Annotated in this window: 23 protein-coding genes and 1 tRNA gene; 13 read left to right on the forward strand and 11 right to left on the reverse strand. The window is 68.9% G+C overall.

All coding sequences use genetic code 11. The features are described from left to right. Window positions 1-17 precede the first annotated feature (17 nt). The 3 genes from RQG77_RS09015 to RQG77_RS09025 are packed head-to-tail and all read left to right on the forward strand — an operon-like array spanning window position 18 to window position 5823. Window positions 18-815 (forward strand): hypothetical protein, encoded by a 798-nt coding sequence (locus RQG77_RS09015; protein ID WP_311244415.1) that lies wholly within the window; start codon window positions 18-20, stop codon window positions 813-815. Further along, a complete protein-coding gene (locus RQG77_RS09020) occupies window positions 812-2350 on the forward strand; it encodes a DNA polymerase Y family protein (RefSeq protein WP_311244416.1) in 1539 nt (512 codons plus the stop codon). The genes RQG77_RS09015 and RQG77_RS09020 overlap by 4 nt, the downstream gene beginning before the upstream one ends. Then, complete coding sequence (locus RQG77_RS09025; protein WP_311244417.1) at window positions 2350-5823, forward strand: error-prone DNA polymerase; 3474 nt, start codon at window positions 2350-2352, stop codon at window positions 5821-5823. Before RQG77_RS09020 ends, RQG77_RS09025 begins: the two co-directional genes overlap by 1 nt. A gap of 55 nt (window positions 5824-5878) precedes the next feature. On the opposite strand, the gene RQG77_RS09030 is transcribed toward RQG77_RS09025, so the two are convergent. Both RQG77_RS09030 and RQG77_RS09035 read right to left on the reverse strand, forming a co-directional pair. Beyond that, window positions 5879-6271 carry a hypothetical protein gene (locus RQG77_RS09030; protein ID WP_311244418.1) on the reverse strand — a complete coding sequence of 131 codons (393 nt, stop codon included), beginning with the start codon at window positions 6269-6271 and terminating at the stop codon, window positions 5879-5881. 332 nt (window positions 6272-6603) lie between these two features. Next, window positions 6604-7206 carry a TetR/AcrR family transcriptional regulator C-terminal domain-containing protein gene (locus tag RQG77_RS09035; protein ID WP_311244419.1) on the reverse strand — a complete coding sequence of 201 codons (603 nt, stop codon included), beginning with the start codon at window positions 7204-7206 and terminating at the stop codon, window positions 6604-6606. Between the two features lie 184 nt (window positions 7207-7390). Between RQG77_RS09035 and RQG77_RS09040 the strand changes: the two genes are divergently transcribed. Then, the gene (locus RQG77_RS09040) at window positions 7391-8629 is read left to right on the forward strand and encodes an MFS transporter (protein ID WP_311244420.1); all 1239 of its coding nucleotides are present in this window, start codon (window positions 7391-7393) and stop codon (window positions 8627-8629) included. Next, window positions 8629-10218, forward strand: coding sequence for an amidohydrolase family protein (locus RQG77_RS09045; protein ID WP_311244421.1), 1590 nt, complete (start codon window positions 8629-8631; stop codon window positions 10216-10218). Before RQG77_RS09040 ends, RQG77_RS09045 begins: the two co-directional genes overlap by 1 nt. 60 nt (window positions 10219-10278) lie before the next feature. Here RQG77_RS09045 and RQG77_RS09050 read toward each other — a convergent pair whose 3' ends face one another. Further along, window positions 10279-11178 (reverse strand): VOC family protein, encoded by a 900-nt coding sequence (locus RQG77_RS09050; protein WP_311244422.1) that lies wholly within the window; start codon window positions 11176-11178, stop codon window positions 10279-10281. 74 nt (window positions 11179-11252) lie between these two features. On the opposite strand from RQG77_RS09050, the gene RQG77_RS09055 reads away from it, so the two are divergent. Further along, window positions 11253-11738 (forward strand): MarR family transcriptional regulator, encoded by a 486-nt coding sequence (locus tag RQG77_RS09055; RefSeq protein ID WP_311244423.1) that lies wholly within the window; start codon window positions 11253-11255, stop codon window positions 11736-11738. A gap of 65 nt (window positions 11739-11803) precedes the next feature. Next, window positions 11804-12079 carry a hypothetical protein gene (locus RQG77_RS09060; protein WP_311244424.1) on the forward strand — a complete coding sequence of 92 codons (276 nt, stop codon included), beginning with the start codon at window positions 11804-11806 and terminating at the stop codon, window positions 12077-12079. A gap of 83 nt (window positions 12080-12162) precedes the next feature. Here RQG77_RS09060 and RQG77_RS09065 read toward each other — a convergent pair whose 3' ends face one another. Continuing rightward, complete coding sequence (locus tag RQG77_RS09065; protein ID WP_311244425.1) at window positions 12163-12330, reverse strand: hypothetical protein; 168 nt, start codon at window positions 12328-12330, stop codon at window positions 12163-12165. 163 nt (window positions 12331-12493) lie between these two features. Continuing rightward, window positions 12494-12570, reverse strand: a tRNA-Pro gene (locus RQG77_RS09070). A gap of 118 nt (window positions 12571-12688) precedes the next feature. Between RQG77_RS09070 and RQG77_RS09075 the strand changes: the two genes are divergently transcribed. The 6 genes from RQG77_RS09075 to RQG77_RS09100 are packed head-to-tail and all read left to right on the forward strand — an operon-like array spanning window position 12689 to window position 16525. Further along, a complete protein-coding gene (locus RQG77_RS09075) occupies window positions 12689-13273 on the forward strand; it encodes a GNAT family N-acetyltransferase (RefSeq protein ID WP_311244426.1) in 585 nt (194 codons plus the stop codon). Then, the gene (locus tag RQG77_RS09080; RefSeq protein ID WP_311244427.1) at window positions 13270-13467 is read left to right on the forward strand and encodes a hypothetical protein; all 198 of its coding nucleotides are present in this window, start codon (window positions 13270-13272) and stop codon (window positions 13465-13467) included. Before RQG77_RS09075 ends, RQG77_RS09080 begins: the two co-directional genes overlap by 4 nt. A gap of 20 nt (window positions 13468-13487) precedes the next feature. Continuing rightward, complete coding sequence (locus tag RQG77_RS09085) at window positions 13488-13943, forward strand: hypothetical protein (protein ID WP_311244428.1); 456 nt, start codon at window positions 13488-13490, stop codon at window positions 13941-13943. Between the two features lie 37 nt (window positions 13944-13980). Continuing rightward, window positions 13981-14646: a lysoplasmalogenase gene (locus RQG77_RS09090; protein ID WP_311244429.1), complete on the forward strand. Its 666-nt coding sequence runs from the start codon at window positions 13981-13983 to the stop codon at window positions 14644-14646. Further along, complete coding sequence (locus RQG77_RS09095; RefSeq protein WP_311244430.1) at window positions 14646-15032, forward strand: RNA-binding S4 domain-containing protein; 387 nt, start codon at window positions 14646-14648, stop codon at window positions 15030-15032. The genes RQG77_RS09090 and RQG77_RS09095 overlap by 1 nt, the downstream gene beginning before the upstream one ends. A 38-nt stretch (window positions 15033-15070) precedes the next feature. Next, window positions 15071-16525: a DUF222 domain-containing protein gene (locus RQG77_RS09100; protein WP_311244431.1), complete on the forward strand. Its 1455-nt coding sequence runs from the start codon at window positions 15071-15073 to the stop codon at window positions 16523-16525. A 258-nt stretch (window positions 16526-16783) separates the two neighbouring features. On the opposite strand, the gene RQG77_RS09105 is transcribed toward RQG77_RS09100, so the two are convergent. The 6 genes from RQG77_RS09105 to RQG77_RS09130 form a co-directional block, all read right to left on the reverse strand. After that, entirely contained in the window at window positions 16784-17722 is a 939-nt protein-coding gene (locus RQG77_RS09105) for an NUDIX hydrolase (protein ID WP_311244432.1), read from the reverse strand. Window positions 17723-17734: 12 nt separating this feature from the next. Beyond that, window positions 17735-17902: a hypothetical protein gene (locus RQG77_RS09110; protein WP_311244433.1), complete on the reverse strand. Its 168-nt coding sequence runs from the start codon at window positions 17900-17902 to the stop codon at window positions 17735-17737. Between the two features lie 140 nt (window positions 17903-18042). Continuing rightward, the gene (gene der, locus RQG77_RS09115; RefSeq protein ID WP_056306901.1) at window positions 18043-19563 is read right to left on the reverse strand and encodes a ribosome biogenesis GTPase Der; all 1521 of its coding nucleotides are present in this window, start codon (window positions 19561-19563) and stop codon (window positions 18043-18045) included. Next, the gene (cmk, locus tag RQG77_RS09120; protein WP_311244434.1) at window positions 19556-20230 is read right to left on the reverse strand and encodes a (d)CMP kinase; all 675 of its coding nucleotides are present in this window, start codon (window positions 20228-20230) and stop codon (window positions 19556-19558) included. The genes der and cmk overlap by 8 nt, the downstream gene beginning before the upstream one ends. Next, complete coding sequence (locus tag RQG77_RS09125) at window positions 20223-21368, reverse strand: prephenate dehydrogenase (RefSeq protein ID WP_311244435.1); 1146 nt, start codon at window positions 21366-21368, stop codon at window positions 20223-20225. Before RQG77_RS09125 ends, cmk begins: the two co-directional genes overlap by 8 nt. Then, a complete protein-coding gene (locus RQG77_RS09130) occupies window positions 21365-22153 on the reverse strand; it encodes a pseudouridine synthase (protein ID WP_311244436.1) in 789 nt (262 codons plus the stop codon). The genes RQG77_RS09125 and RQG77_RS09130 overlap by 4 nt, the downstream gene beginning before the upstream one ends. Between the last annotated feature and the right edge of the window lie 65 nt (window positions 22154-22218).

Raw genomic sequence — 22218 nt, forward strand, 5'->3', positions numbered from 1 at the left:
TCTTCGAGGATGGATTCATGGGGATCGGGCTCGATGCGGTGACCGCGCTCTCTCCGGCTGGCGACTCCCGCGCCGGAGAGGTGCTTCGGCTGCGCCGGGAGATCAGCCGCATGCAGCGCAGACGCAGCGAGCATCCGCTGCTGCCCCTCGATCCGGCCTTCTCCTCTCTGCTTCCCGAAGAAGGGCTGCAGACCGGCACGGCGTACACCGTCTCCCCCTCGCCCAGCCTCGTCCTCGCTCTGCTCGCCGCCGCGTCGAGCAAGGGGCTCTGGTGCGCCGTGGTCGGCATGCCCACGCTGGGGGTCGAGGCCGCAGCCGCCTTCGGCATCGAACTCGCCCGGCTCATCCTCGTCCCCGAGCCGGGAGACCGCTGGCTCGCCGCGACCTCCGCACTCGCCGAGGTCGTCCCGCTGATCGCCGTGCAGCCGGGCAGCAGGGCACGCGATGCCGACGTGTCCCGCCTGAGCGCCCGACTCCGCGACCGTGGGAGCACGCTCCTGGTCACCGAGTCCACGACGACAGGCGCCTGGCCGCAGAGCGAGGGCGCGATCCGGCTCCATGACCAGCACTGGCTCGGGATAGGCGAGGGGTGGGGGCTGATCGAGGGATCGACGGCGACCGTGACCGCGAGGACGCGGCACAGCCCGCTGTCCTCGAGCGTCCGTGTGCGCCTTCCCGGAACCCACGGAGCGGTCGAAGAGCTGCCGACCGAGAAGAGCGTCGGAGAGATCACGACCGAGCCGACCACGCTGCACGGCCTGCGCGGCGGAGCCGGCACCCCGCTCGAGTACCCACGCCTGGCGGTGGCCGGATGACCTCGCCTCTCCGCGTCCTGGTCCTGTGGTTCCCCGACTGGCCGTTGCGGGCAGCTCTCGGCGGACCCCCACCGCATGCGCCGACAGCCCTGGTGCAGGCGAACGCTGTCATCGCCTGCACCGCATCGGCCAGGGAGCACGGCGTACGCGCAGGTCAGCGTCGCCGCGTCGCACAGGGGCACATCTCGTCGCTGCGCGTGCTTCCCCACGATGCCGCCCGAGATGAGCGGGCCTTCCTGCCGGTGCTGCAGATCATCGAGAAGCACGCCCCCGGTGTGGCTCTGCTGCGTCCGGGGCTCGCGGCGGTGCGCGCACGGGGCATCTCCCGGTACCACGACGGTGAGGCCGAAGCCGGTCGGGCGCTGATCGACGTCCTCGCCGACGCCGGCTTCCCCGAGGTTCGAGTCGGCATCGCCGACGGCCCCTTCACGGCAGAACTCGCCGCCAGGGGGCGCACACCCTGCACCGTCGTGCCCGCGGGGCACGCGAAGGACTTCCTCGACCCGCTGCCCGTGAGTGTGCTGCGCGACGAACAGCTCACCGGTCTTCTGATCCGGCTGGGGGTGCGCACGCTCGGCGAGTTCGCCGGCCTCGACGAGATCGAGGTGCGTGATCGCTTCGGCGAGCGCGGCGCCCGCCTGCATGCCCTCGCCGCCGGAGCGGACTCCCGCGCCGTGGTGCCACGGCCACCCGACCCCGAGCTCGTGCGCTCCGTCGAGTTCGAGCCCGCTCTGGCCGGGACCGACCAGGTGGCATTCGCGGTCCGGCAGACAGCAGATGCGGTGATGCTCGCTCTCGGCGACGCATCGGTCGTGTGCACCGAAGTGCGCATCGACCTGATCGACGACAACGGCACGGTGTTCTCCCGCCCCTGGCTGCACCCGACATGCTTCGATGCTGCCGACCTCGTTGACAGGGTGCGCTGGCAGCTCGAAGCCCTGGGGGCGGAGTCCGCCAAAGAGCCGATCGACGAGGCGCGGGCCTTCGGCGGCATCGAACTGGTGCGGATTGTCCCCGTGGCCGTCGATGATGCCGCACACCACCAGCCGGGCCTCTTCGGCTCAGGCACCGACGAGCGTCTGCACCACGCCATCTCCCGTGTGCAGACGATGCTCGGCCACGAGGGCGTCGTCACCGCAGCGCTCTCCGGCGGGCGCTGGCTCGCCGACCGACAGGTGCTCACCCCCTGGGGAGAACGCGCGGTCGCACCCCGTGACCCCGGGCGCCCCTGGCCGGGGAGCCTTCCTGATCCTCTTCCTGCGGAGGTGTTCCGACCGCCTCGGCCGATCGGAGTGCTCGCTCCCGATGGTGCGACGGTCCTCGTCGACGAGCGGGGGGCACTCTCCGCGGCACCGACCCGCATCGACGGTGACGATGTGCAGGCATGGGCGGGCCCGTGGCCCATCCACGAGCGCCGATGGGATGCCACTGGCGGCAAGCGAGGACACCGCCTGCAGATCATCGATGATCATGACCGCGCCTGGCTCGTCTTCTGCACGGGCGATCGCTGGTGGGCCGAGGGGAGGTATCGCTGATGGGCTGGCACAATCCGCCTCTGTCATGGAGCGAGCTGGAACGCACCCTCAGCGGTGAGGAGTCGCCCTACCCGACCGGCGGGACGCCGCCGAGCACGCGTCCGGGCACGCGACCGGACCCCGGCCCCATCAGTACCCGACGCAAGAGGACTCCTCCGACCTCGGTCGTGCGGCCGGCGGACGCCGTCCCCTACGCCGAGCTGCATGCGCATTCGTCGTACTCCTTCCTCGACGGGGCCTCCTCCCCCGAAGACCTCCTCGCCGAGGCCGAGCGCCTGGGCCTGACCGCTCTGGCGCTCACCGACCACGACGGCTTCTACGGTGCGGCCCGCTTCGCCGAGGTCGCAGAGCTGATGGATGTGAAGGTGCAGACCGTGTACGGAGCCGAGCTCTCGCTCGGACTCGACGCGCCGCAGCGGGGCACCCCCGATCCGGTCGGCGACCATCTGCTCGTGCTCGCCGACGGCTTGGAGGGATACCACCGACTCTCCGGCGCGATGACGGCCGCCCATCTCCGAGGTGGAGAGAAGGGCCGCCCCGTCTACGACCTCGACGAGCTGGCCGCCGCCGCAGACGGGCACTGGACGATCCTCACCGGATGCCGCAAGGGCGGCGTCCGCCGCGGACTCGAAGCCGGAGACGCGCACACTCCGCTGCGCCGCCTGGTCGATCTGTTCGGGCAGGACCACGTCGCCGTCGAGCTCTTCGACCACGGCGACCCGCAGGACTCCCGCCGCAACGATGCTCTCGCAGACCTCGCCAGGCGGATGCGGCTGCCCGTCGTGGCGACGAACAACGTGCACTACGCCGCACCCGAGCGGGCATCGCTCGCCGAAGCCGTCGCCGCGGTGCGGGCCGTGCGCAGCATGGACGACCTCGACGGCTGGCTCCCCGCACACGGAGGGGCGCATCTGCGCAGCGGTGCGGAGATGGCGGCGCGCTTCCGGCGTCACCCCGGCGCGATCTCGTACGGGCTGGAGCTCGCCGCGGCATCCGCCTTCCCCCTCCGCCGAGCGCGCCCTGCGCTCCCGAAGCAGGAGGTACCGGACGGCCACACTCCGATGAGCTGGCTGCGACACCTGGTGTGGGAGGCCGTGCCGACGAAATATCCCCGTCTGGATGCCGACGGTCGCCGCAGGATCGGACGCGAGCTCGACGTCATCGAGGAGAAGGACTTCCCCGGCTACTTCCTCATCGTGCACGGGATCGTCACCGAGGCGAAGCGTCTCGGCATCCTCTGTCAGGGCCGCGGCTCGGCTGCGGCGAGCGCCGTCTGCTATCTGCTCGGGATCACCGCCGTCGACCCGATCCTCTATCGCCTGCCCTTCGAGCGCTTCCTCGCGACCACACGTCAGGAGGAGCCGGACATCGATGTGGACTTCGACTCCGACCGCCGCGAGGAGATCATCCAGTGGGTGTACCGCCAGTACGGGAGGGAGCGCGCGGCGCAGGTGGCGAATGTCATCCAGTACCGGCCGAAGAACGCCGTACGCGACATGGCGAGGGCTCTCGGCTATTCGCCCGGTCAGCAGGACGCCTGGTCCCGGCAGGTCGACGGATGGAGCGCGGGTCTCGAGGTCGCCGACGAGCACGACATCCCCGCGAACGTGCTCGACTACGCGGGCGAGCTGCTGAAGGCGCCTCGGCATCTCGGCATCCACTCCGGCGGCATGGTGCTGACCGCGAGACCCGTGGGCGAGGTCGTGCCCGTGGAGCATGCGCGCATGGAGAACCGCACCGTCATCCAGTGGGACAAGGACGATGCGGCCTGGATGGGGCTCGTCAAGTTCGACCTGCTGGGCCTCGGGATGCTGGCGGCTCTCCAGCACTGCTTCGATCTCATCCATGACGCCACGGGTGAGCGGTGGACTCTCGAGACGCTGCCCAAAGAAGAGCCGGCGGTCTACGACATGCTCTGCCGTGCGGACTCGATCGGGGTGTTCCAGGTCGAGTCGCGTGCACAGATCGGTCTGCTCCCCCGCCTGCAGCCGCGGGCCTTCTACGACCTCGCCATCCAGATCGCGCTCATCCGTCCAGGGCCCATCCAGGGCGGCGCCGTGCACCCCTTCGTCCGACGGAAGATGGCGAAGGATGCACTCGACGAGGAGAACCGCGCCAGGGCTGCCAGGGGCGAGGAGCCGGTGGTGCTCGAGATCCCCTATCCGCACGACGATCTCAAGCCGATCCTCGAGCGCACGCTGGGCATCCCGATCTTCCAGGAGCAGCTGATCCAGATGGCGACGGCCATCGGCGACTGCACGGCAGACGAGGCCGACCTGCTCCGCCGCGCCATGGGGTCAAAGCGCGGACTCGAGAAGATCGAGAAGGTCCGAGACAAGCTGTATGCGGGGATGACCCGGCGCGGGCTCTCCGCCGAGCAGTCGGATCGCATCTACGCGCAGATCCAGGCATTCTCGAACTTCGGTTTCGCCGAATCGCACTCGCTGTCCTTCGCCCTGCTCGTCTACGCCAGCTCCTGGCTCAAACTGCACTACCCGGCGGCGTTCCTCGCTGGGCTGCTGCGGTCGCAGCCGATGGGCTTCTACTCCGCATCGACGCTCACCGCAGACGCCCGTCGACACGGAGTCGAGGTCCGACGCCCCGATCTGCATGCCTCGGGGGCGACCGAGACCCTGGAGCCGCTCGAGGGGGCGCCTCTCCGGATCCCGACCGGTCTGGACTCCTGTGCCGAACCGCTGCAACCACGCGTGCCGCGCTTCGACCGATCGTTGCCCGACGAATCGGCGGCGCACCGCAGGGACGGCGGATATGCCGTGCGCATGGGACTCGGCGGCGTCCGCGGTATAGGTCTGCCGTTGGCGGAGCGGATCGTCGCCGAGCGCGAGTCCGGCGGCCTCTTCCGAGATCTGAACGACCTGGTGAGGCGGACGGATGCCACGGCTGCGCAACTGGAGGCCCTCGCGACCGCCGGGGCGTTCGAGTGTCTCGGGCTCCAGCGCCGGGAGGCGATCTGGCTGTCCGGGGCGGCAGCGGAAGACCGTTCGCGCTTCCTCCCGGGAACGACCGTCGCCGTGCAGCCGCCGCTGTTCACGGATCAGTCCAGCTATGAGCGTCTCTCCGCCGACCTCTGGGCGACCGGCGTCTCGACCGACGACCACCCGATGGCGCACTTCCGCACGCTCCTCCGAGAGCGGGGCGTGCTCACCTCCCTCGACCTCCAGAGCCACGAGACGGGGAGACGCATCGAGGTCGCGGGCCTCGTGACGCATCGGCAGCGCCCGGCCACCGCAGCGGGCGTCACGTTCCTCAACCTCGAGGACGAGAGCGGCCTGGTCAACGTCATCTGCTCGACGGGGGTGTGGAGCCGCTACCACCGGGTGGCACGCGATTCGCCCGCTCTCATCATCCGCGGCATCCTCGAGCGCTCGGCCGAGGGCGTCGTGAACGTCCTCGCGGATGCCTTCGAGGACTTGCGCACCGGAGTCACCCATCGTTCGCGGGACTTCCGATGAGCATGGCGCCAGAGCATGGCGCCAGAGCATGCTGCTCAGAGGGTCAGCAGAGCGCTCACCAGAATCGCTCAGGCTCCGGTTCGGGCACGCGGTCCCCACCACCCCACCGATCGGCCTCGGCCTTCGCCGCGTCCACCGCGGCATCCGCCCCGTGCAGAGCCGTCCGTGCGCTCGTCGCACCTCGTCCGTCGCCGTCGATCTCGACCGTGAGCGCGGTGTGCGATCCGTGGCCGACTCCGACCGTCACGGTGCAGTCGACGACGCGGCCCAGCCACCGGCTGACCTGCCCGCGAGGCTCTTCAGGCCGGCGATACCGGATGCGGGTGTCGAGGTCGATGACAGAGAGGATCACGGACTCCCCGGTCAGCTCGTCGACGCGCTCCGACACCTCGACGCGGTGTCCGTGCGCGATGGCGAGGGGCGCGTTGACCACGAGCTTTCTGTCCATGAACCCACTCTATGAGTGGACGTTCTCGCGGCAAGCCCCAGTCTCGGAAGAAACATTCGTAGATTTATTTGTCCCCCAAATGGCGGACAAGACGATTAAGCGATATTCTGCAAGAAGTAGCGGGGGCTACCGGCTGAACATCTGGGGATATCAGTCGAGAGAGCAGCGAAAGTCTTTCGCCGCCTCCCCTACCGTCCGGGAAGGACGGTGAGCCCTCTCGAGCGATCCAAAATGGGGTTTGGATGACTCGAGAGGGCAACCAGTCCCACACAACTCGGGTCGCACACGCAGGAGATCCCCCGGATCCCGCCCACTGCCGTTCCGATTCGGGCTCAGCGAACGAGGCGCGCACGCAGCGAGTCGAGAAGCAGCCCGACTCCGAGCTCGAACGTGCGGTCAGCCCTCGCGGTGCCTCGCTCCGCCCCATCGAGCACCCGGCCGAGTGTGCGCGTGCCTTCCCTGGGCTCCCAGACCTCGTCCGGCGAGGCCAGGTCGAGACCGAAGCCGATCGCGAAGGCGTCGATGACCGCTATCACGGTGAGCACCTCGTCTTCAGGGAAGCCACCCTCGACGAGCACGGTCGCGAGGTCGTCGTAGGCCGCGATCACAGCGGGGTGGGTGATGGTCTTGCCGATCAGGAGAGGCACGAGCGCAGGGTGATCGGCGTACATGTGCCGCTGCCGCCGGAGCAGTTCGATGAGGAACCGATCCCAGGGTTCGTCGTGCGGTTCGACGCGGTAGTCCTCGATGAGCCTGCCGCGCATGAGCTCGATGATGCCGTCCATGCCGTCGACGTGGTTGTACAGAGACGAGGGGCGCACGCCCAGCCTGCGGGCGATCGCGTTCACTCCGAAGGGTTCTCCTGCCCTCGACAGCTCGAGGCCGGCCGCGCCGATGATCTCGGGCGACAGAAGGGGACTCGACGGCCTGGGCATCGCACGCTCGCTCTCTGATCCGGTGGGGGTGGCGAGAAAGGTCTTCCCCGCGGCATCCCTCCTGTGCATAATAGTGAACACCATTCGTTGACGAACACCATTCGTTTACGAGATCGTGCCCCACCCGACGCACTCCGGCATCACATCCACGCACATCGACGTGCCCCCTCTACGTGGGAGATTCATGACCGCCATCGACCTCAGCACCCGAGTCCCCCTTCGGCTGCCCACCGCCACCGCCACCTTCGCGATCGGCATCGCCGGCTACCTCGGCGTCAACCTGTCGCCCTACATGATCACGGCCGCGCAGACCGGTCTCGGCATCGACGTGCTCGCCGCGAGCTGGCTCGTCACCGCGACTCTGCTGCTCACCGCGGTGACCGGCCTCGCCATCGCGCCGCTCTGCGCCGGCGCGCACCGACGCACCGTCGCGCGGGCGGGGCTCGCGATCGCCGCGGTCGGCTTCGCCACGGCCGCACTCGTCCCCTCACTCATGCTTCCGGCGCTCTTCCTCGGCGGTGCAGGCGCGGGCGGTGCCGTAGCGGCCTCCGGCGCCGCCCTCGCCGCCTTCCGCAACCCCGACCGTGTCGCCGGGTTCAACGGCCTCGCGAACCGCGGCGTGATCACGGTCGTCCTCGCTGTCATCCCCCTCGTCGGTCTGGCTCCGATCGACGTCTTCGGCGCGCTGGCACTGTTCAGCGTCATCGGACTCGTCGTCTCTGCATGGCTGCCTGCCGCCCCGGTCGTGGATCCTCAGGCAGCTGCCGCTGTGGCCGAAGCGATGCCGATCGAGGTGCCGCCGACCGGCACGGTCCGGCTCTCCCCCGCGCGTTCGCGCACGGTCACGATCGCCGGCTTCGGTCTGCTCGTCGTGTTCGCGCTGTGGGCGGCGAGTGAGGATTCTCTCTGGGCGATGGCCGGCGTGATGGGCGCAGAACAGACGGGGCTGACTCCCGAGGGTCTCGGCATCGCCCTCAGCGGAGCCACCGCGGGCGGCCTGATCGGATCCCTGCTGCTCATGATCGCGGGTTCCCGACTCGGACGCGCGCTGCCGCTGGCAGTGCTGCTGGTCGCCGGAGGCGTGCTCAAGATCGTCGAGGGGTTCATGACCGACCCCACCGCGTTCATCGTCGTCTTCATCGCCTGGAACACCGTGTACGCGATCGCCTTCATGTACTTCGTATCGACCTCAGCGGCGCTCGACGCCGACGGCCGCTGGTCGGGACCGCTCCTCGCCGTCTACCTGGTGGGTTCGGCACTCACGCCTGTGATCGGCGCCGCGATCGTGAGCGGTCTCGGGTTCCAGGGCTTCGCTGTCACTCTCGGCATCGCGAGCTTCGTCCTCGCCGTGCCCGCAAGCGCGATCGCCCTCCTCTCCACACGCCTCGAGCGTGCCGCCAACACCGCTCGGGAGACCCTCTGATGGCTCGCACCCTTTTCCGCAACGCCCGCTTCTTCACCGCCGATGACGCCGCCTGGGCCGATGCTGTGGTCGTCGACGGCGAGTCGTTCGCCTTCGTCGGCGCAGCAGCCGACGCGCCCCCCGCCGACGAGACCGTCGACCTCGGTGGCCGCACCGTGCTCCCCGGCTTCACCGATGCGCACACGCACCTGCTCATGATGGGCGAGGCGCTCGGACAGGTGGGACTCACCGACGCGGACTCGCTCGAGGAGATCCAGAGCAGACTGAGCCGGGCGCGACAGAGCGCCGACGGAGAACTGCGCGGACGCGGATGGCTCTTCGACGCGATACCCGGTGGCGCACCGACGGCGGCGATGATCGACGCCGTCGTCTCGGACATCCCGGTCTACCTCGACGCGAACGACTATCACTCCTGCTGGGTCAACTCGGCGGCACTGACCGCTCTCGGCATCACCCGCGAGACACCGGATCCGATCGGCGGAAGGATCGAAAGGGATGCCGACGGCGAGGCGACCGGGATGCTCTACGAGACCGCGGCGCAGCAGCACGCCTGGGCCCACCGCGACGCAGTGACCACGGACGCGCAGCGGGATGCCGCCGTCGAGCGGGTCGTCGAGGCCTACCTCGTGTCGGGGGTCACCGGCGCCGTGGACATGGCGTTCGACGGTCTCGCCCTGCAGGCACTCAGACGCGCGGCGGACCGGGGCGGGATGCCGCTGCGGATCGCCGCGCATTGGTTCGTCGCGAACACCGGCGACGACGAGGCCAACCTGGCTCAGGTCGCCGAAGCGGCTGAGCTCGCCGGCACCGACACGAACGGTGTCGACGTGATCGGCATCAAGCTCGTCCTCGACGGCACGATCGACGCGTGCACCGCCGCGATGCGAGCACCGTACGCCGACGGGACGAACGCGGCTCCGATCTGGCCCGCCGAGCGCCTGCTGCCGGTGGTCGCCGCCGCGGATGCCGCCGGGTTGCAGGTGGCGATGCATGCGATCGGCGACGAGGCGAGCGCCCTCGCGCTGGACGCCATCGAGCATGCGATCGCCGTCAACGGCGACCTCCCGCGCCGCCACCGGATCGAGCACCTCGAGTACGCGGCGCCCGGGACGGCCGAGCGGATGGCGCGCCTCGGCGTGACGGCATCCATGCAACCGGTGCATGCCGACCCGGCGATCTTCGCGAACTGGGCCGCACAGCTCGGCGACGACCGCGCCGATCGTGCGTTCGCCTGGCCGGAGTACGAGGATGCCGGAGCACTGCTCGCGTTCTCGACCGATGCGCCGACCGCCCCGCACGAGGCTCTCGCGAACATGTATGTCGCCGCGACGCGGGCATCGGCCCTGGATCCTGACTCGCCGGCCGTGCATCCGCAGTTCGCACTGCCGCTCGATCGCGCGATCGCTCATGCCACACGGGATGCTGCGGCGTCGATCGGCGACGGAGCCTGGCGGGGCCGCATAGCGGTCGGTCAGGCAGCGGACTTCGCGGTGCTCGACACCGATCCGTTCGCGGAAGGCAACGGGTCACTGCTCATCGCACGGGTCGTGCGGACGGTGATCGCCGGACGCACAGAGTACGAGGCCTGAGGCGGAGGAGCCGCGGACTGTCCGGCTGGGGCCTCTCCGCCCGTCGGCGATCAGCTCGGATCAGCCGTCCGGCGTGAGAGCCAGCCGCGTTCCCCACGGGTCGCTCAGCCGCAGCGTACGCCCGTCGTCCTCCGACGGGATGCCGTGGAACGAGAGTCGGTCGGTGAGTTCGTCGATGTCGGAGCGGGTGGGCACGGTCACGCGTACGTCGCCGAGTCCGAGGGAGGCCGCACGTGGTCCTGCTCCGGCGCTCTGCCAGGTGTTCATGCCGATGTGATGGTGATATCCGCCCGCGGACACGAACAGCGCCGAGTTCCCGAGAGCAGCCGTGACGTCGAATCCGAGGATGTCGGAGTAGAACCGGCGGGCCGTCGGGATGTCGCCGACCTGCAGGTGCACGTGGCCGATCGTTGCTGTCTGGCCTTCGTTCGCGGCGTCCGGCGTCAGCCACTGCCTGAGGAACTGATTCGGGTCGAGTGCGAGCGAGTCCATATGGACCGAGCCGTCTGGCGCGACCTGCCACTGCTCGCGCGGACGGTCGTGATAGAGCTCGAGCCCGTTCCCCTCGGGGTCGGTGAAGTAGAACGCCTCGCTGACGAGGTGATCGGCCGACCCCGTGAAGGTCTGCGGGGCGCGCTGCGCCACCGACAGGAGGGCGGCTGCCAGCTGTGACTCATCCTGGAACAGGATCGCCGTGTGATAGAGCCCGGCGGCGCGGGGATCGGCCGCCGGAAGGTCCTTCTCCTGGCGCAGCCGCATGATCGGTTCGCCGGCACGGCCGAGTGTCGTGGTCGCCCCGGACTGGTCGAGGACGTCGAGGGTCACGGCCTGCTGGTAGTAGGCCGTCATCGCGTCGAGGTCTCCGACCAGCAGCTCGACCGCGTTCATGCGTGCGCCGTCGGGCGCGGAACCTGCCGTGGCTACGGCCGGGGCACGCCAGGCGTCGAACGTTCCTGCCATGATCGGCTCCGTTCCACCCGAGATCGGGCCCTGGTCGCAATTAATTGTCGCTACAAGTAACGTACGATGAGCCCATGGTATTCCGGGTTCCTCGAATGGACGAGCGCGAGTCCGAAGCCTGGCTCGGGCTGATCGCCGTATCGCAGCTGCTTCCCGCCGCGCTGGACTCACAGCTGCAGAGGGACGCGCACCTGACGCATTTCGAGTTCACGGTGCTGACCGCCCTGCGCTTCACGCCTGAGAACACTCTGCGGATGACCGAGCTCGCCGCATCGACGAACGCGACGCTCCCCCGGCTCTCGCACGTGTGCACCCGGCTCGCGACTCGCGGCATCGTCGACCGCTTCCCGTGCCCCGAGGACAGGCGCGCGACGAACGTCCGACTCACCGCTCAGGGGCGACGAGAGCTGATCCATGCGATGCCCGGGCACATCGAGACGGCCCGGCGGCTCGTGATCGATGCGCTGACGCCCGCGCAGCTGGAATCGCTCGCCGAGATCACGGGCGCGATCACCGAACGCCTCACGGATGGAGAGCATCGCTCCCCTGCGCCTCGGTGACCACTCGACTGCAGGGCTTCGGTGCGGCATCCGCCTGCGGTGAGATCGCGCCATAGGCTGGGACGATGCTCATCGCTCTGATCCGCCCCGTCGAGTCCAGCACCGCCGACGTGATCGGGACGACTCTCGCAGAGGTGCTCGTGGAGCTCGAGCAGCACCGCAAGCCCGGGTTCGACCTGACGTCGGCGCCGGTGCGGATGCTCAAGGGCGAGGCGAAGATGGAGGCCACCGGCACGTTCAAACGGGTCGACGGCATCGAACAGATCGAGGCCGACGACATGGTGTCTCTCAGGGCGAAGGTCCCCGAGGGCTGGCGGATGCTGACGGTGCGGACGGCGTAGCTCGACGGGCTCTTCCCGTACACACGAGACCCCCACCCGGCCCGGAGGCTGGATAGGGGTCTTCGTCTGAGTCCGGGATCGACTCAGCCGCCGGACGGATTCTCGACCGGCTTGCCGTCGTCGTCTGTGGTCTCGTCCTCGAGGATCTCGTCGGTGCTCTTCGACGACGACTCTTCAGGAGCGCCTCCGGAGGCGGTGTCAGCCTCTTCGTCGCCACCGGGCGTTCCGTGCGTGTTCTGCAGATCGCTCATCGCATCTCCTCTGTTCGGTGAAGATCCGACGCTACGCGTGGGCGTCCGATCGGCGGAGGGGGTTGACGGGCGGCGGAATCCGAATGCGCTGGAGATCGGCGCGTCTCGGGTATGGAAAAAGCCCCGGAGATCCGCCTGATTCTTGCGGTTCTCCGGGGCTTCGTGGTCGGGCTGACAGGATTTGAACCTGCGACCCCTTGACCCCCAGTCAAGTGCGCTACCAAGCTGCGCCACAGCCCGTTGTTCTGCACTCTCGCGCAGGCAACTCCCCTATCTTAGCCCCACTCGCGGGCGCTCCGCGAACCGAGCGCCCGCCGGGCGTTGCGGGGTGTCGGAGGCCCGGCGTACGGTCGCATGCATGGTGATGATCACGACAGAGGTGGCGACGACCGCCCGGTGGGATGACGTTCAGCATGCGCTCACCGGTGGCGGCGACGGCGCCAGCTGTCAGTGCATCTGGCCGATGCTCAGCAATAAGGACTGGAACGAGACGACCGCTCCGCAGCGAACGGAGATGCTCCGCGACGAGATCGCCGAGGGTCCCCCTCCGGGCCTGATCGCCTACGTCGATGGCGAGGCCGCAGGGTGGATCCGCATCGGCCCGCGCTCGTTGCAGGCGCGGATTCCGCGCACCCGCACGATCGCAGCTGCCACCGACGAGTCGTTCGACGACGATTCGGTCTGGGCGGTGACGTGCTTCGTCGTCCGCCGCGAGCATCGAGGGTCGGGGCTCAACCACGAGCTGCTGCGTGCTGCGGTCGGTTTCGCGCGAGCATCCGGAGCGCGGCTCATCGAGGGCTATCCGGTCGACACCCGCGGCGAGAAGAAGCGCACCAACGATCTGTTCCACGGCACGCTGGGCACGTTCCTGGCCGCGGGATTCGCGGAGCAGACCGAGATGAAGCCCGGTCGAACGCTCGTCGCGCTGGAGCTGACCTCATGAGCGACGGCTCCGACCTGCCCGCTTCGATGGGCAAGGTCGCGCGACGTGAGCTGGCTCTGCACGGCTTCACGCGCCTCGACCAGTTCGACGACGCCTCCGAGCGGCAGCTCCTTGCCATTCACGGCGTCGGGCCGAAGGCGATCCGCATCCTTCGCGAACATCTCGAGCTCCAGAGCCGCTCGCTCGCCCGCTGACCGACCGCTAGCGTGGGGGCATGAGCGAAGAGCATCCGACCATCGACGACCCCGAGCTCGGCACCCTCACCCGCGCGACGACCGAGCTCACCGACGGCACGGTCCTCACCCACGACTGGTACGCCGGCGGAACGGTCACCCAGGGCGCACCCCTCGATCTCATGGTCGAAGGCACGAACGCAGATGAGGCGAGCGCCCTGCTCCCCCACGTCCACGAGACCATCGCCGCTCTCGCGGTTCTCCGACGCCTCGCATCCGACGCCATCGTCACGGCGTTCAGCACGGGAACGCCGGAGCAGCACGAGCTCGACGATGCCGCATCCGATCTCACCCTCGAGACACTCGAGGCATCCGCCGATGGAACGGTCGTTCTCCACTTCATCGACTCCTGCGGCGAGCACTTCCCCGAGGGGTACTGGCCTGCAGTTCATCTCGGCGCCGACGGCCAGATCACCCAGGTGACCGTCGAGTCCTGACAGCAGGCGTCTGCGCCACCCGCCATACGATGGGTGGATGCAACGCCGCTCGCCCGCCCCGCCTCTGTGGGCCTTCATCCCCTACATCATGGTGTCGGCGATCCATGTGGTGCTGCTCGCTCTCGAGAGCCCTGCTGCAGGCCCGAGCAAGCTCCTGCTGATGCCGCTGGTCGCGATCCCTGTGCTCGTGTCGATGCGCGCGATCCGCTCACGTGCCGCCTTGGCGCTGCTCTTCGCGGCGATCGTTTTCTCCTGGCTCGGCGACAGCGTGGGCGCGCTCTTCCCCGACGCTCCCGAGGTGCCGCTCATGCTCCTCTTCTTCGGCATCGCGCATCTGGCATACATCGCCCTCTTCATCCGCCATCTTCGCGTGCGACGGATGCCCTGGTGGGCACTCATCTACGCCGTCTGGTGGATCGCGATGCTGTTCTTCCTCGGCCCGCAGACGGGAGGACTGTTGGTCGCCGTCGCCGTCTACGGGCTCGTCCTGGGCGCGACCGCCGCGTTCTCGACCCGGTGCCACCCGCTCGTCGCCGTCGGCGGCGCGTTCTTCCTCGCCAGCGATACGCTGCTGGCGCTCCGCCTCTTCCTTCCCGAATCGCTCCCCGCCTGGAGCAACCCCGCGGTCATGGCGACCTATACGATCGGGCAAGGACTGATCATCGCAGGCGCGCTGATCGCACTGAGAAAGCGAGATGCCTGATGGCTGATGCCGCACGGGTCGACAGCTGGCTTTGGGCGATCCGCGTCTACAAGACGCGTTCCGCCGCGACGACTGCATGCCGTGCAGGGCATGTACGCGTCAACGGCGACAGGGTCAAGGCCGCGCAGCACATCCGCATCGGCGATGAACTGCGCGTGCGAATCGCGGGTTTCGACCGGATCCTGTTCGTCCGCCAGCTGCTCGTCAAGCGCGTCGGTGCTCCGCTCGCCGCGCTGGCATATGAGGACCGCACTCCGGAGCGCGAGCCGCAGGCGGCGCTAGGACTGCGCGATCGAGGGGCCGGCAGGCCCACGAAACGCGAACGCCGGGACATCGACCGGCTGCGGGGGCGCAGCGCGGAGGATGACGGCATATTCCACGACTGACGCTGGGATAGTTCGAACATATCTTCTAAACTGGAGGCATGGCTGAGCGCACCGACCTCGACCTCGATCTCGAGGAGCGCTGCCGCCTGCTCGATGAGTGGGTCGACAAGCGACGTCGGATCGCTGCCCTCGAGGCTGAGTCCTATGCGCTCCTCGTCGAGCGCATCGGCGTGCACGACAGCGACGTCTCTGAGAGCCCTCACCACCGCGATGCGATCTACCGCTCGATGATCGCGGAGTACTCCGCGGCCGGGCACATCCCTAAGGGGTCGATCGAATACGCCTTCACCGACGCGCGCACCGTGTCGCGAGCGCTGCCTGCCGTGCAGGCTTCGTTCGCCGCGGGCTCGATCAGCGCGCACCATGTCCGTGAGATCGTGCGCGCCAGTGAGATCGTCGACGACGCGATCCGAGACGGTCGTGTGGAAGCCGCGACGATGGGGCTCTACGAGGCCGCAGTGCTCGTGGTCGCCGAACGCGACACTGCTTCGCGCACGAAGCCGCACGCGCGCAAGGTCGCGGCGGGCCTCGTGGGCGAGACCGTCGTCGAGACTCAGCGGCGCGCAGCGACCGAACGCTGCGTCAGCGTCAGGTCCGTCGGCGACGGTCTGGCGGCGCTCACGGCGATTCTGCCCGAATGGGTCGCCGTGGCGATCTCCGATCGGCTCACGCAGATGGCGCGACACATCGCTCGCACTCGCGACGAGCGCGAGCCGATCCTCGAGCCGCTCGACGACAGCGAGAATCCGCTCCGCCTCTCCGACCTCTCCCCCGATGACCCGCGATACGACGCCTACTTCGAAGCCGGAGTCGTCGCCGCCGACGGCACCTTCGTCATCGACCCGCTCGCTGGGCTGATCGACCCGATGACCGATCCGACCAGCCCTGATATCGAGCATCTCTCGGGCGACATCCGCACGTTCGACCAGATCCGCGCCGATGTGCTCGCCGACCTGCTGCTCACCGCCGACCCGAGCGAAGCGAACGGCACCGGGCTCGAGAACATCTCGGCCCGCATCCAGGTCACCGTCGCCGCGAGCACTCTCGCCGGAGACGACGACCGACCGGCCGAACTCGACGGCCACGGACCGCTGGATCCCGACGTCGCCCGCGCGCTCGCAGGGCGTTGCGCGGGATGGGCGCGCCTGTTCCTCGACGCGACAGGGCTGGTCACCGAAACCGACGCCTACTCCCCCACAGAACAGATGAAGCGGTTCCTTCGAGCGCGGGATGAGCACTGCAGGTTCCCCGGGTGCAGGATGCCGGTGCACCGATGCGAGATCGACCACAACCACGACCATGCGCGCGGTGGGCGGACACGCATCGACAACCTCAGCCATTTCTGCACCACACACCACTCGCTCAAACACCCCGACATTGATGAACGCTATCGATGGACCGCCCGGCAGACTCCTGATGGGACGGTGACCTGGACGAGTCCGCTGGGCCGGAGCTACGCCGACCCACCGCGTCGACGGGTCATGTTCGTCTGAGAACTGTGCCTCGTGCTCGTGCCCGCGCATGCACTGCCTCGCGCGCAGAAGCAGCATCCCACGCTCTGCCACCGCGCAGTACCCGCGCCCGTGCCCGCGTCCACAAAGACAGCCGGACTCCACGCCGCATCCGTCTCCACGCGCCATCCGTCTCCACGCGCCATCCGGCTCCACGCGCCATCCGGCTCCACGCGCCATCAGTCCGCGCGCGCCATCCGTCTGCACGCGCCATCTGTCTGCGTGCTGCCCCGGCGCCGACTACTGCGGCAGCACATCCAGCAGCCAGCCGGCCGAGTGGATCTGCGCGACGCCTGCCGCCTCGACGCGAACCCGCAGTTCACGGTCGCTCGTGACGGCGACGACATGCTGTCCCGCGTGCACTCGGTGCTCGACCTCGGCGACGATCGCATCGTCTCCTGCCGCCTCAGCGCGCACGATCGAGACGCCGCCCGCAGGGAGCAGCTCGGGTGCCTCCGCAGCAGCATCGGATGAGGGAGTCGCTATCCCTCGCGCCTGCCCTTCGACCACGAGAGCGATCTGCGGGAACCAGGTCGTTCCGCCGAGGCCGAGATCAGACGCCGGTACGGGAAGTCCGTCCAGGCGCGAGGCGAGACGCGTTGCCGCACCGGCCCGATCCTTCCACCATCCGTCCGGCACGGAACCGACGACGTTCGCGCTGTCGACGACCAGCGCCGGGCGTACGCCGAGCAGTTCCCGCAGAACGGGCCAGGCGCTGCCGAACCCCGGATGCAGCGGACGCGAGTCGACCTCGTCCACCGGCACCCATTCGAGAGCCACGCTCTCCGGGTCGCTGATCACCGGCTCGAACGGCCGCACCACGTCGGCGATCACGGTCGTGTACGACCAGACATCCAGATCGAGGACGCTCGTGAAACGGGGTCGCACGGAGCCGTCAGGAACACCCGCTTCCTCCTGCGCCTCGCGCACGGCACCCACGATCGCGCTCTCGCCCGCGTGCAGAGCACCACCGGGCAGACCCCAGGTGCCGCCGAAGTGACTCCAGGAGACCCGATGCTGCAGCAGGATCCCGCGGTCCGGATCGACCGCCAGCAGACCGGCTGCGCCGAAGCGCCCCCAGTACTTCTCCCCTGACGGCGCGATCACCCAGGCATCACCAGGGTTCCGCGGCCCGTCCGGGCGACGAGGTTCACCGGCAGCGGGAGGTACGACAGTCACCCCTTCAGCCTGTCACAGCATCCGGATATCGGCATCCGCGCGGGTCATATGCGGGAACAGCTCTGCGCACAGGCTGCACGTCCTGGGCGCAGGCGTCGATGCCCGCAGAACGGCTGCGCCCGCAGAGTGCATGTACTGGGCGCTCGCGTCGACGCCCGCAGCCGCGCCCGCAGAGTGCATGCCCTGATGGCTGGAATGGAGCCTCACCGAGCAGTCACCCCCAGAATGCATTGCACGTCCTGGACCTTCGCGTAGACATCCGCAGAAACAACTGTGCCCGCGCGAGTACGCGCGGGCACAACTGACGACTCGGCTGCGACTCAGCGCTGCCGCTTCTCGCGGACACGCATGTTGATGACGATCGGGGTTCCATCGAACTCGTACAGCTCGCGGAGGCGACGCTGGATGAATCGGCGGTATCCCGGGTCGAGGAAGCCGGTGGTGAACAGCACGAACGTCGGCGGACGCGTCGACGCCTGGGTGCCGAACAGGATGCGCGGCTGCTTTCCTCCACGCAGCGGGTGCGGGTGCTCGGCGACGAGCTCGGCGAGGAAGGCGTTGAACTTGCCCGTCGGGATGCGACGGTCCCAGTTCTCGAGCGCCGTCTCGAGCGCAGGCACCAGCTTGTCGAGGTGACGACCCGTCTTGGCCGAGATGTTCACGCGCGGAGCCCAGGCGACGTGCGCCAGGTCCTGCTCGATCTCACGCTCGAGATAACGGCGGCGGTCGGCGTTCTCGAGGTCGTCGTCGTTCAGACGGTCCCACTTGTTGAACGCGAGCACGAGCGAGCGACCGGACTCGAGCACGAGATCGATGATCCGCACATCCTGCTCGCTGATCGTCTCGGAGACGTCGAGGACGACGACTGCAACCTCGGCCTTCTCGAGAGCGGCCGAGGTGCGCAGCGAGGCGTAGAAGTCAGCGCCCTGCGCCATGTGCACGCGACGACGGATGCCGGCGGTGTCGACGAGGCGCCACAGCTTGCCGCCGAGCTCGACGATCTCGTCGACCGGGTCGCGGGTCGTACCCGCGAGGTCGTTGACGACCACGCGCTCCTCGCCTGCTGCCTTGTTGAGCAGCGAGGACTTGCCGACGTTCGGGCGACCGAGGATCGCGACGCGACGAGGTCCGCCGATCTCCGCCTTCGCGACCGCGGAGACATCCGGAAGCGTCTTCAGCAGAGCGTCGAGCAGGTCGGCGACTCCACGACCGTGGATGGCCGAGACCGGGTGCGGTTCGCCGAGTCCGAGGTTCCAGAGAGCCGCCGCCTCGGGCTCCTGGCGGGCATCGTCGATCTTGTTCGCGACGAGGAAGACGGGCTTGCCGCTCTTGCGGAGCAGCTTCACGACGTGCTCGTCGGTCGACGTGGCGCCGACCATCGCGTCGACGACGAACAGCACGACGTCGGCGAGATCGATCGCGACCTCGGCCTGAGCGGCGACGGAGCGGTCGATACCGCGAGCGTCGGGCTCCCAGCCGCCGGTGTCGACGAGCGAGAAGCGACGGTCGGCCCATTCGGCCTTGTACGTCACGCGGTCGCGGGTCACACCGGGGGTGTCCTCGACGACGGCCTCACGGCGGCCGAGGATGCGGTTCACGAGAGCGGACTTGCCGACGTTCGGTCGACCGACGATCGCCACGACCGGCAGTGCGGGGAAGAACTGGATCCCGTCCTCGCCCATCGTGATCCCGGCGAGGAGCGCAGCATCCTCGTCGTCCAGGTCATAGTCGGCGAGACCGGCGCGCAGCGTCTCGGCGCGCGCCTCGGCGAGCTGCTCGTCGAGCTGCTCCATCTTCTCGGCGAGCTGGTCGGGGCCGCCTTCGTATTCGTCGTCAGCCATGCTGTACTCCTCGGATTCGTTCGATCACCGTGAGGACGGCGTCGATGGTCTGTGGGAAATCGAGCTCCGTCGAATCGACGACCTCGACGCCCTCTGCGGCGTTCAGGAAGTCGACGACGGCGCTGTCGGATGCGTCGCGCTTGTGCAATGCGGCGGCGACGGCCTCGGCGTTCTCGCCGGCGAGCTCGCCGACACGTCGTGCGGCGCGCACCTCGGGAGCGGCCGTGAGAAGGATGCGCACGGGCGCATCCGGGGCGACGACGGTCGTGATGTCCCGCCCCTCGACGACGACGGCAGGGTACGGCGCATCGGCGACGAGAGAACGGAACAGACGATTGACCTGCTCGCGCACCTCGGGCACGCGCGCCACACCGCTCACGGCTCCGGAGACCGACGGCTCACGGATCGCGTCGGTGACATCCGCGTCTCCTACCTGCACTGTGCGGTCGTCAGGATCGAGGCCCAGTCGCACCGGGAACTCGGCGACGGCGGCGAGGACCGCTTCGGCATCCGCCGTGTCCGCACCCCGGTCGAGAACATGCCAGGCGAGTGCACGGTAGGCGGAGCCGGTGTCGAGGTAGCCGAATCCGAGCTTGCGGGCGACGGCCTTGGAGACGCTGGATTTGCCGGAGCCGGCGGGTCCGTCGATGGCGATGAAGTCAGTCATTGGTGGTACCTGCAATCCGCCAGCCGCGTTCCTGGAGTCCGGTGATCGCCCCGTGCAGTGCAGCGGGCTCGACGCTGATCTCGGCGAGACCGAACTGAGCGCCCGGCGAGTGCTCGAGGCGGAGGTCCTCGACGTTCACGCCGAGCTCGCCGAGCTCTCCGAACAGTCGACCGAGCTGACCTGCGGTGTCGTCGATCATGACGACGAGGGACTCGAACCTCTGGTTCTGACCGTGCTTGCCCGGCAGACGCTCGACGCCGTCGTTGCCCTGCCGGATCGTCTCGGCGACCACGCGCCGGGCACCGGGTGCCTCGGGCGCGCGCAGCGCATCCGACACCTCACGGAGATCGGCTGCCAAAGCGTCGAGGATCTCCACGACGGGCTCGGCATTCGCACCGAGGATCTGCACCCAGAGCTCGGGAGCGGATGCCGCGATGCGCGTCGTGTCACGCACTCCCTGGCCTGACAGGCGCAGCGCACCCTCATCGGCCACCGCGAGTCGTCCGGCGAGGAGGCTGGCGACGACCTGCGGGACGTGCGACGTGAGCGCGACGGAGCGGTCGTGCTCCTCCGGGGTCATCTCGAGCGGCATCGCGCCGACATCGAGCGCGAGGGCCTCGACGAGAGCGAGGTCTGCCGCCCTGGTGTCGGCATCGCGGCAGACGACCCAGGGGCGACCGATGAAGAGGTCGGCGCGCGCGGAGATCGCTCCGCCGCGCTCGCGTCCGGCGAGCGGGTGAGAGCCGATGTAGCGGGTGATGTCGACGCCGCGGTCGCGCAGGCTGCGGAAGGGTTCGAGCTTCACGCTCGCGACGTCGGTGACGACCGCATCGGGGAATCGGGCGAGCTCCGCCTCGATCACGTCGGCCGTGACATCAGGCGGCACGGCGACGACGATGAGCGCCGGTGCGTCGTCGTCTGCGACGGCACGACCTGCGCCGTAGTCGATCGCGAGGCGCAGCTGTGCGGGTGAGGTGTCAGCGAGGACGACGTCGATGCCCTTGGCGCGGAGCGCGTGGCCGATGCTCGCACCGAGCAGACCGGCGCCGACGACCCGCACGGTTCCGGAGAGCCTGGCCGCGATTCGCGGCGCGACAGAACTCCGGGCCCCCGTGGGCGCACTCGTCGTATCGGTCACTCGTTCTCCTGCTGCTCGCCTGGCGCCGCGGCGACACCGGAATCACGGCGCGACAGAGTCAAGAGCGCGCCCAGTTCGATTTTAGTCAGTTCGCGCGTCTTCCCAACCGGGAGGGTTCCCAGGTGCAGCGGGCCGAACTGCCGACGCACGAGCTCGGTGACGGGGTGGCCGACCGCGGCCAGCATCCTGCGCACGATCCGGTTGCGCCCGGAGTGCAGGGTCAGCTCCACGAGGCTCGATCCACGGGAGGTGTCGAGCAGGCGGGCCTTGTCTGCGGCGATCGGCCCGTCCTCGAGCTCGAGCCCCTTGGTGAGCTTCGAGATCGTCTGCGCCGTTACCTCGCCCTCGACCTTGGCGATGTAGACCTTGGTGACGCCGAACGACGGGTGCGCGAGCACGTGTGCGAGGTCGCCGTCGTTCGTCAGGACCAGCAGGCCGCTGGTCTCGGCATCCAGACGTCCGACGTTGTAGAGGCGCTCCTCATAGTCGTCGGTGAACCGGCGGAGGTCGGGGCGGCCGTTCTCGTCACGCAGGCTGCTCACGACGCCGGTGGGCTTGTTGAGCATCACATAGCGCTTCGACACATCGAGCTGCACAGCGGTGCCGTCGACGTCGATGAGATCGTTCTCGGGGTCGACGCGCCGGCCGAGCTCGGTCACGGTCACGCCGTTCACACGGATGCGTCCTTCGACGATGTACTGCTCGATCACGCGCCGCGAGGCCACGCCCGCCGCTGACAGAACCTTCTGCAGGCGCACGCCCTCGGGTGTCTCGAAGCCGCTCATCGGATGGTCCCTTCGTTGAAACGGAAACTCTGCGTCGAGACCACGCGAACGGCCGTCGTCGGAAC

It is taken from the genome of Microbacterium sp. WCS2018Hpa-23, assembly GCF_031843845.1.
Taxonomy (GTDB): domain Bacteria; phylum Actinomycetota; class Actinomycetes; order Actinomycetales; family Microbacteriaceae; genus Microbacterium.

Bases quoted from the DNA above. Each gene is read 5' to 3' on its own strand.
- RQG77_RS09050 (WP_311244422.1), bottom strand. From the start codon at position 11,178: ATGGCAGGAACGTTCGACGCCTGGCGTGCCCCGGCCGTAGCCACGGCA.
- RQG77_RS09060 (WP_311244424.1), top strand. From the start codon at position 11,804: ATGCTCATCGCTCTGATCCGCCCCGTCGAGTCCAGCACCGCCGACGTG.
- der (WP_056306901.1), bottom strand. From the start codon at position 19,563: ATGGCTGACGACGAATACGAAGGCGGCCCCGACCAGCTCGCCGAGAAG.
- RQG77_RS09025 (WP_311244417.1), top strand. From the start codon at position 2,350: ATGGGCTGGCACAATCCGCCTCTGTCATGGAGCGAGCTGGAACGCACC.
- RQG77_RS09085 (WP_311244428.1), top strand. From the start codon at position 13,488: ATGAGCGAAGAGCATCCGACCATCGACGACCCCGAGCTCGGCACCCTC.
- RQG77_RS09040 (WP_311244420.1), top strand. From the start codon at position 7,391: ATGACCGCCATCGACCTCAGCACCCGAGTCCCCCTTCGGCTGCCCACC.
- RQG77_RS09045 (WP_311244421.1), top strand. From the start codon at position 8,629: ATGGCTCGCACCCTTTTCCGCAACGCCCGCTTCTTCACCGCCGATGAC.
- RQG77_RS09095 (WP_311244430.1), top strand. From the start codon at position 14,646: ATGGCTGATGCCGCACGGGTCGACAGCTGGCTTTGGGCGATCCGCGTC.
- RQG77_RS09030 (WP_311244418.1), bottom strand. From the start codon at position 6,271: ATGGACAGAAAGCTCGTGGTCAACGCGCCCCTCGCCATCGCGCACGGA.
- RQG77_RS09015 (WP_311244415.1), top strand. From the start codon at position 18: ATGGGGATCGGGCTCGATGCGGTGACCGCGCTCTCTCCGGCTGGCGAC.
- RQG77_RS09075 (WP_311244426.1), top strand. From the start codon at position 12,689: ATGGTGATGATCACGACAGAGGTGGCGACGACCGCCCGGTGGGATGAC.
- RQG77_RS09020 (WP_311244416.1), top strand. From the start codon at position 812: ATGACCTCGCCTCTCCGCGTCCTGGTCCTGTGGTTCCCCGACTGGCCG.
- RQG77_RS09055 (WP_311244423.1), top strand. From the start codon at position 11,253: ATGGTATTCCGGGTTCCTCGAATGGACGAGCGCGAGTCCGAAGCCTGG.
- cmk (WP_311244434.1), bottom strand. From the start codon at position 20,230: ATGACTGACTTCATCGCCATCGACGGACCCGCCGGCTCCGGCAAATCC.
- RQG77_RS09110 (WP_311244433.1), bottom strand. From the start codon at position 17,902: ATGCACTCTGCGGGCGCGGCTGCGGGCGTCGACGCGAGCGCCCAGTAC.
- RQG77_RS09090 (WP_311244429.1), top strand. From the start codon at position 13,981: ATGCAACGCCGCTCGCCCGCCCCGCCTCTGTGGGCCTTCATCCCCTAC.
- RQG77_RS09130 (WP_311244436.1), bottom strand. From the start codon at position 22,153: ATGAGCGGCTTCGAGACACCCGAGGGCGTGCGCCTGCAGAAGGTTCTG.
- RQG77_RS09080 (WP_311244427.1), top strand. From the start codon at position 13,270: ATGAGCGACGGCTCCGACCTGCCCGCTTCGATGGGCAAGGTCGCGCGA.
- RQG77_RS09065 (WP_311244425.1), bottom strand. From the start codon at position 12,330: ATGAGCGATCTGCAGAACACGCACGGAACGCCCGGTGGCGACGAAGAG.
- RQG77_RS09035 (WP_311244419.1), bottom strand. From the start codon at position 7,206: ATGCCCAGGCCGTCGAGTCCCCTTCTGTCGCCCGAGATCATCGGCGCG.
- RQG77_RS09100 (WP_311244431.1), top strand. From the start codon at position 15,071: ATGGCTGAGCGCACCGACCTCGACCTCGATCTCGAGGAGCGCTGCCGC.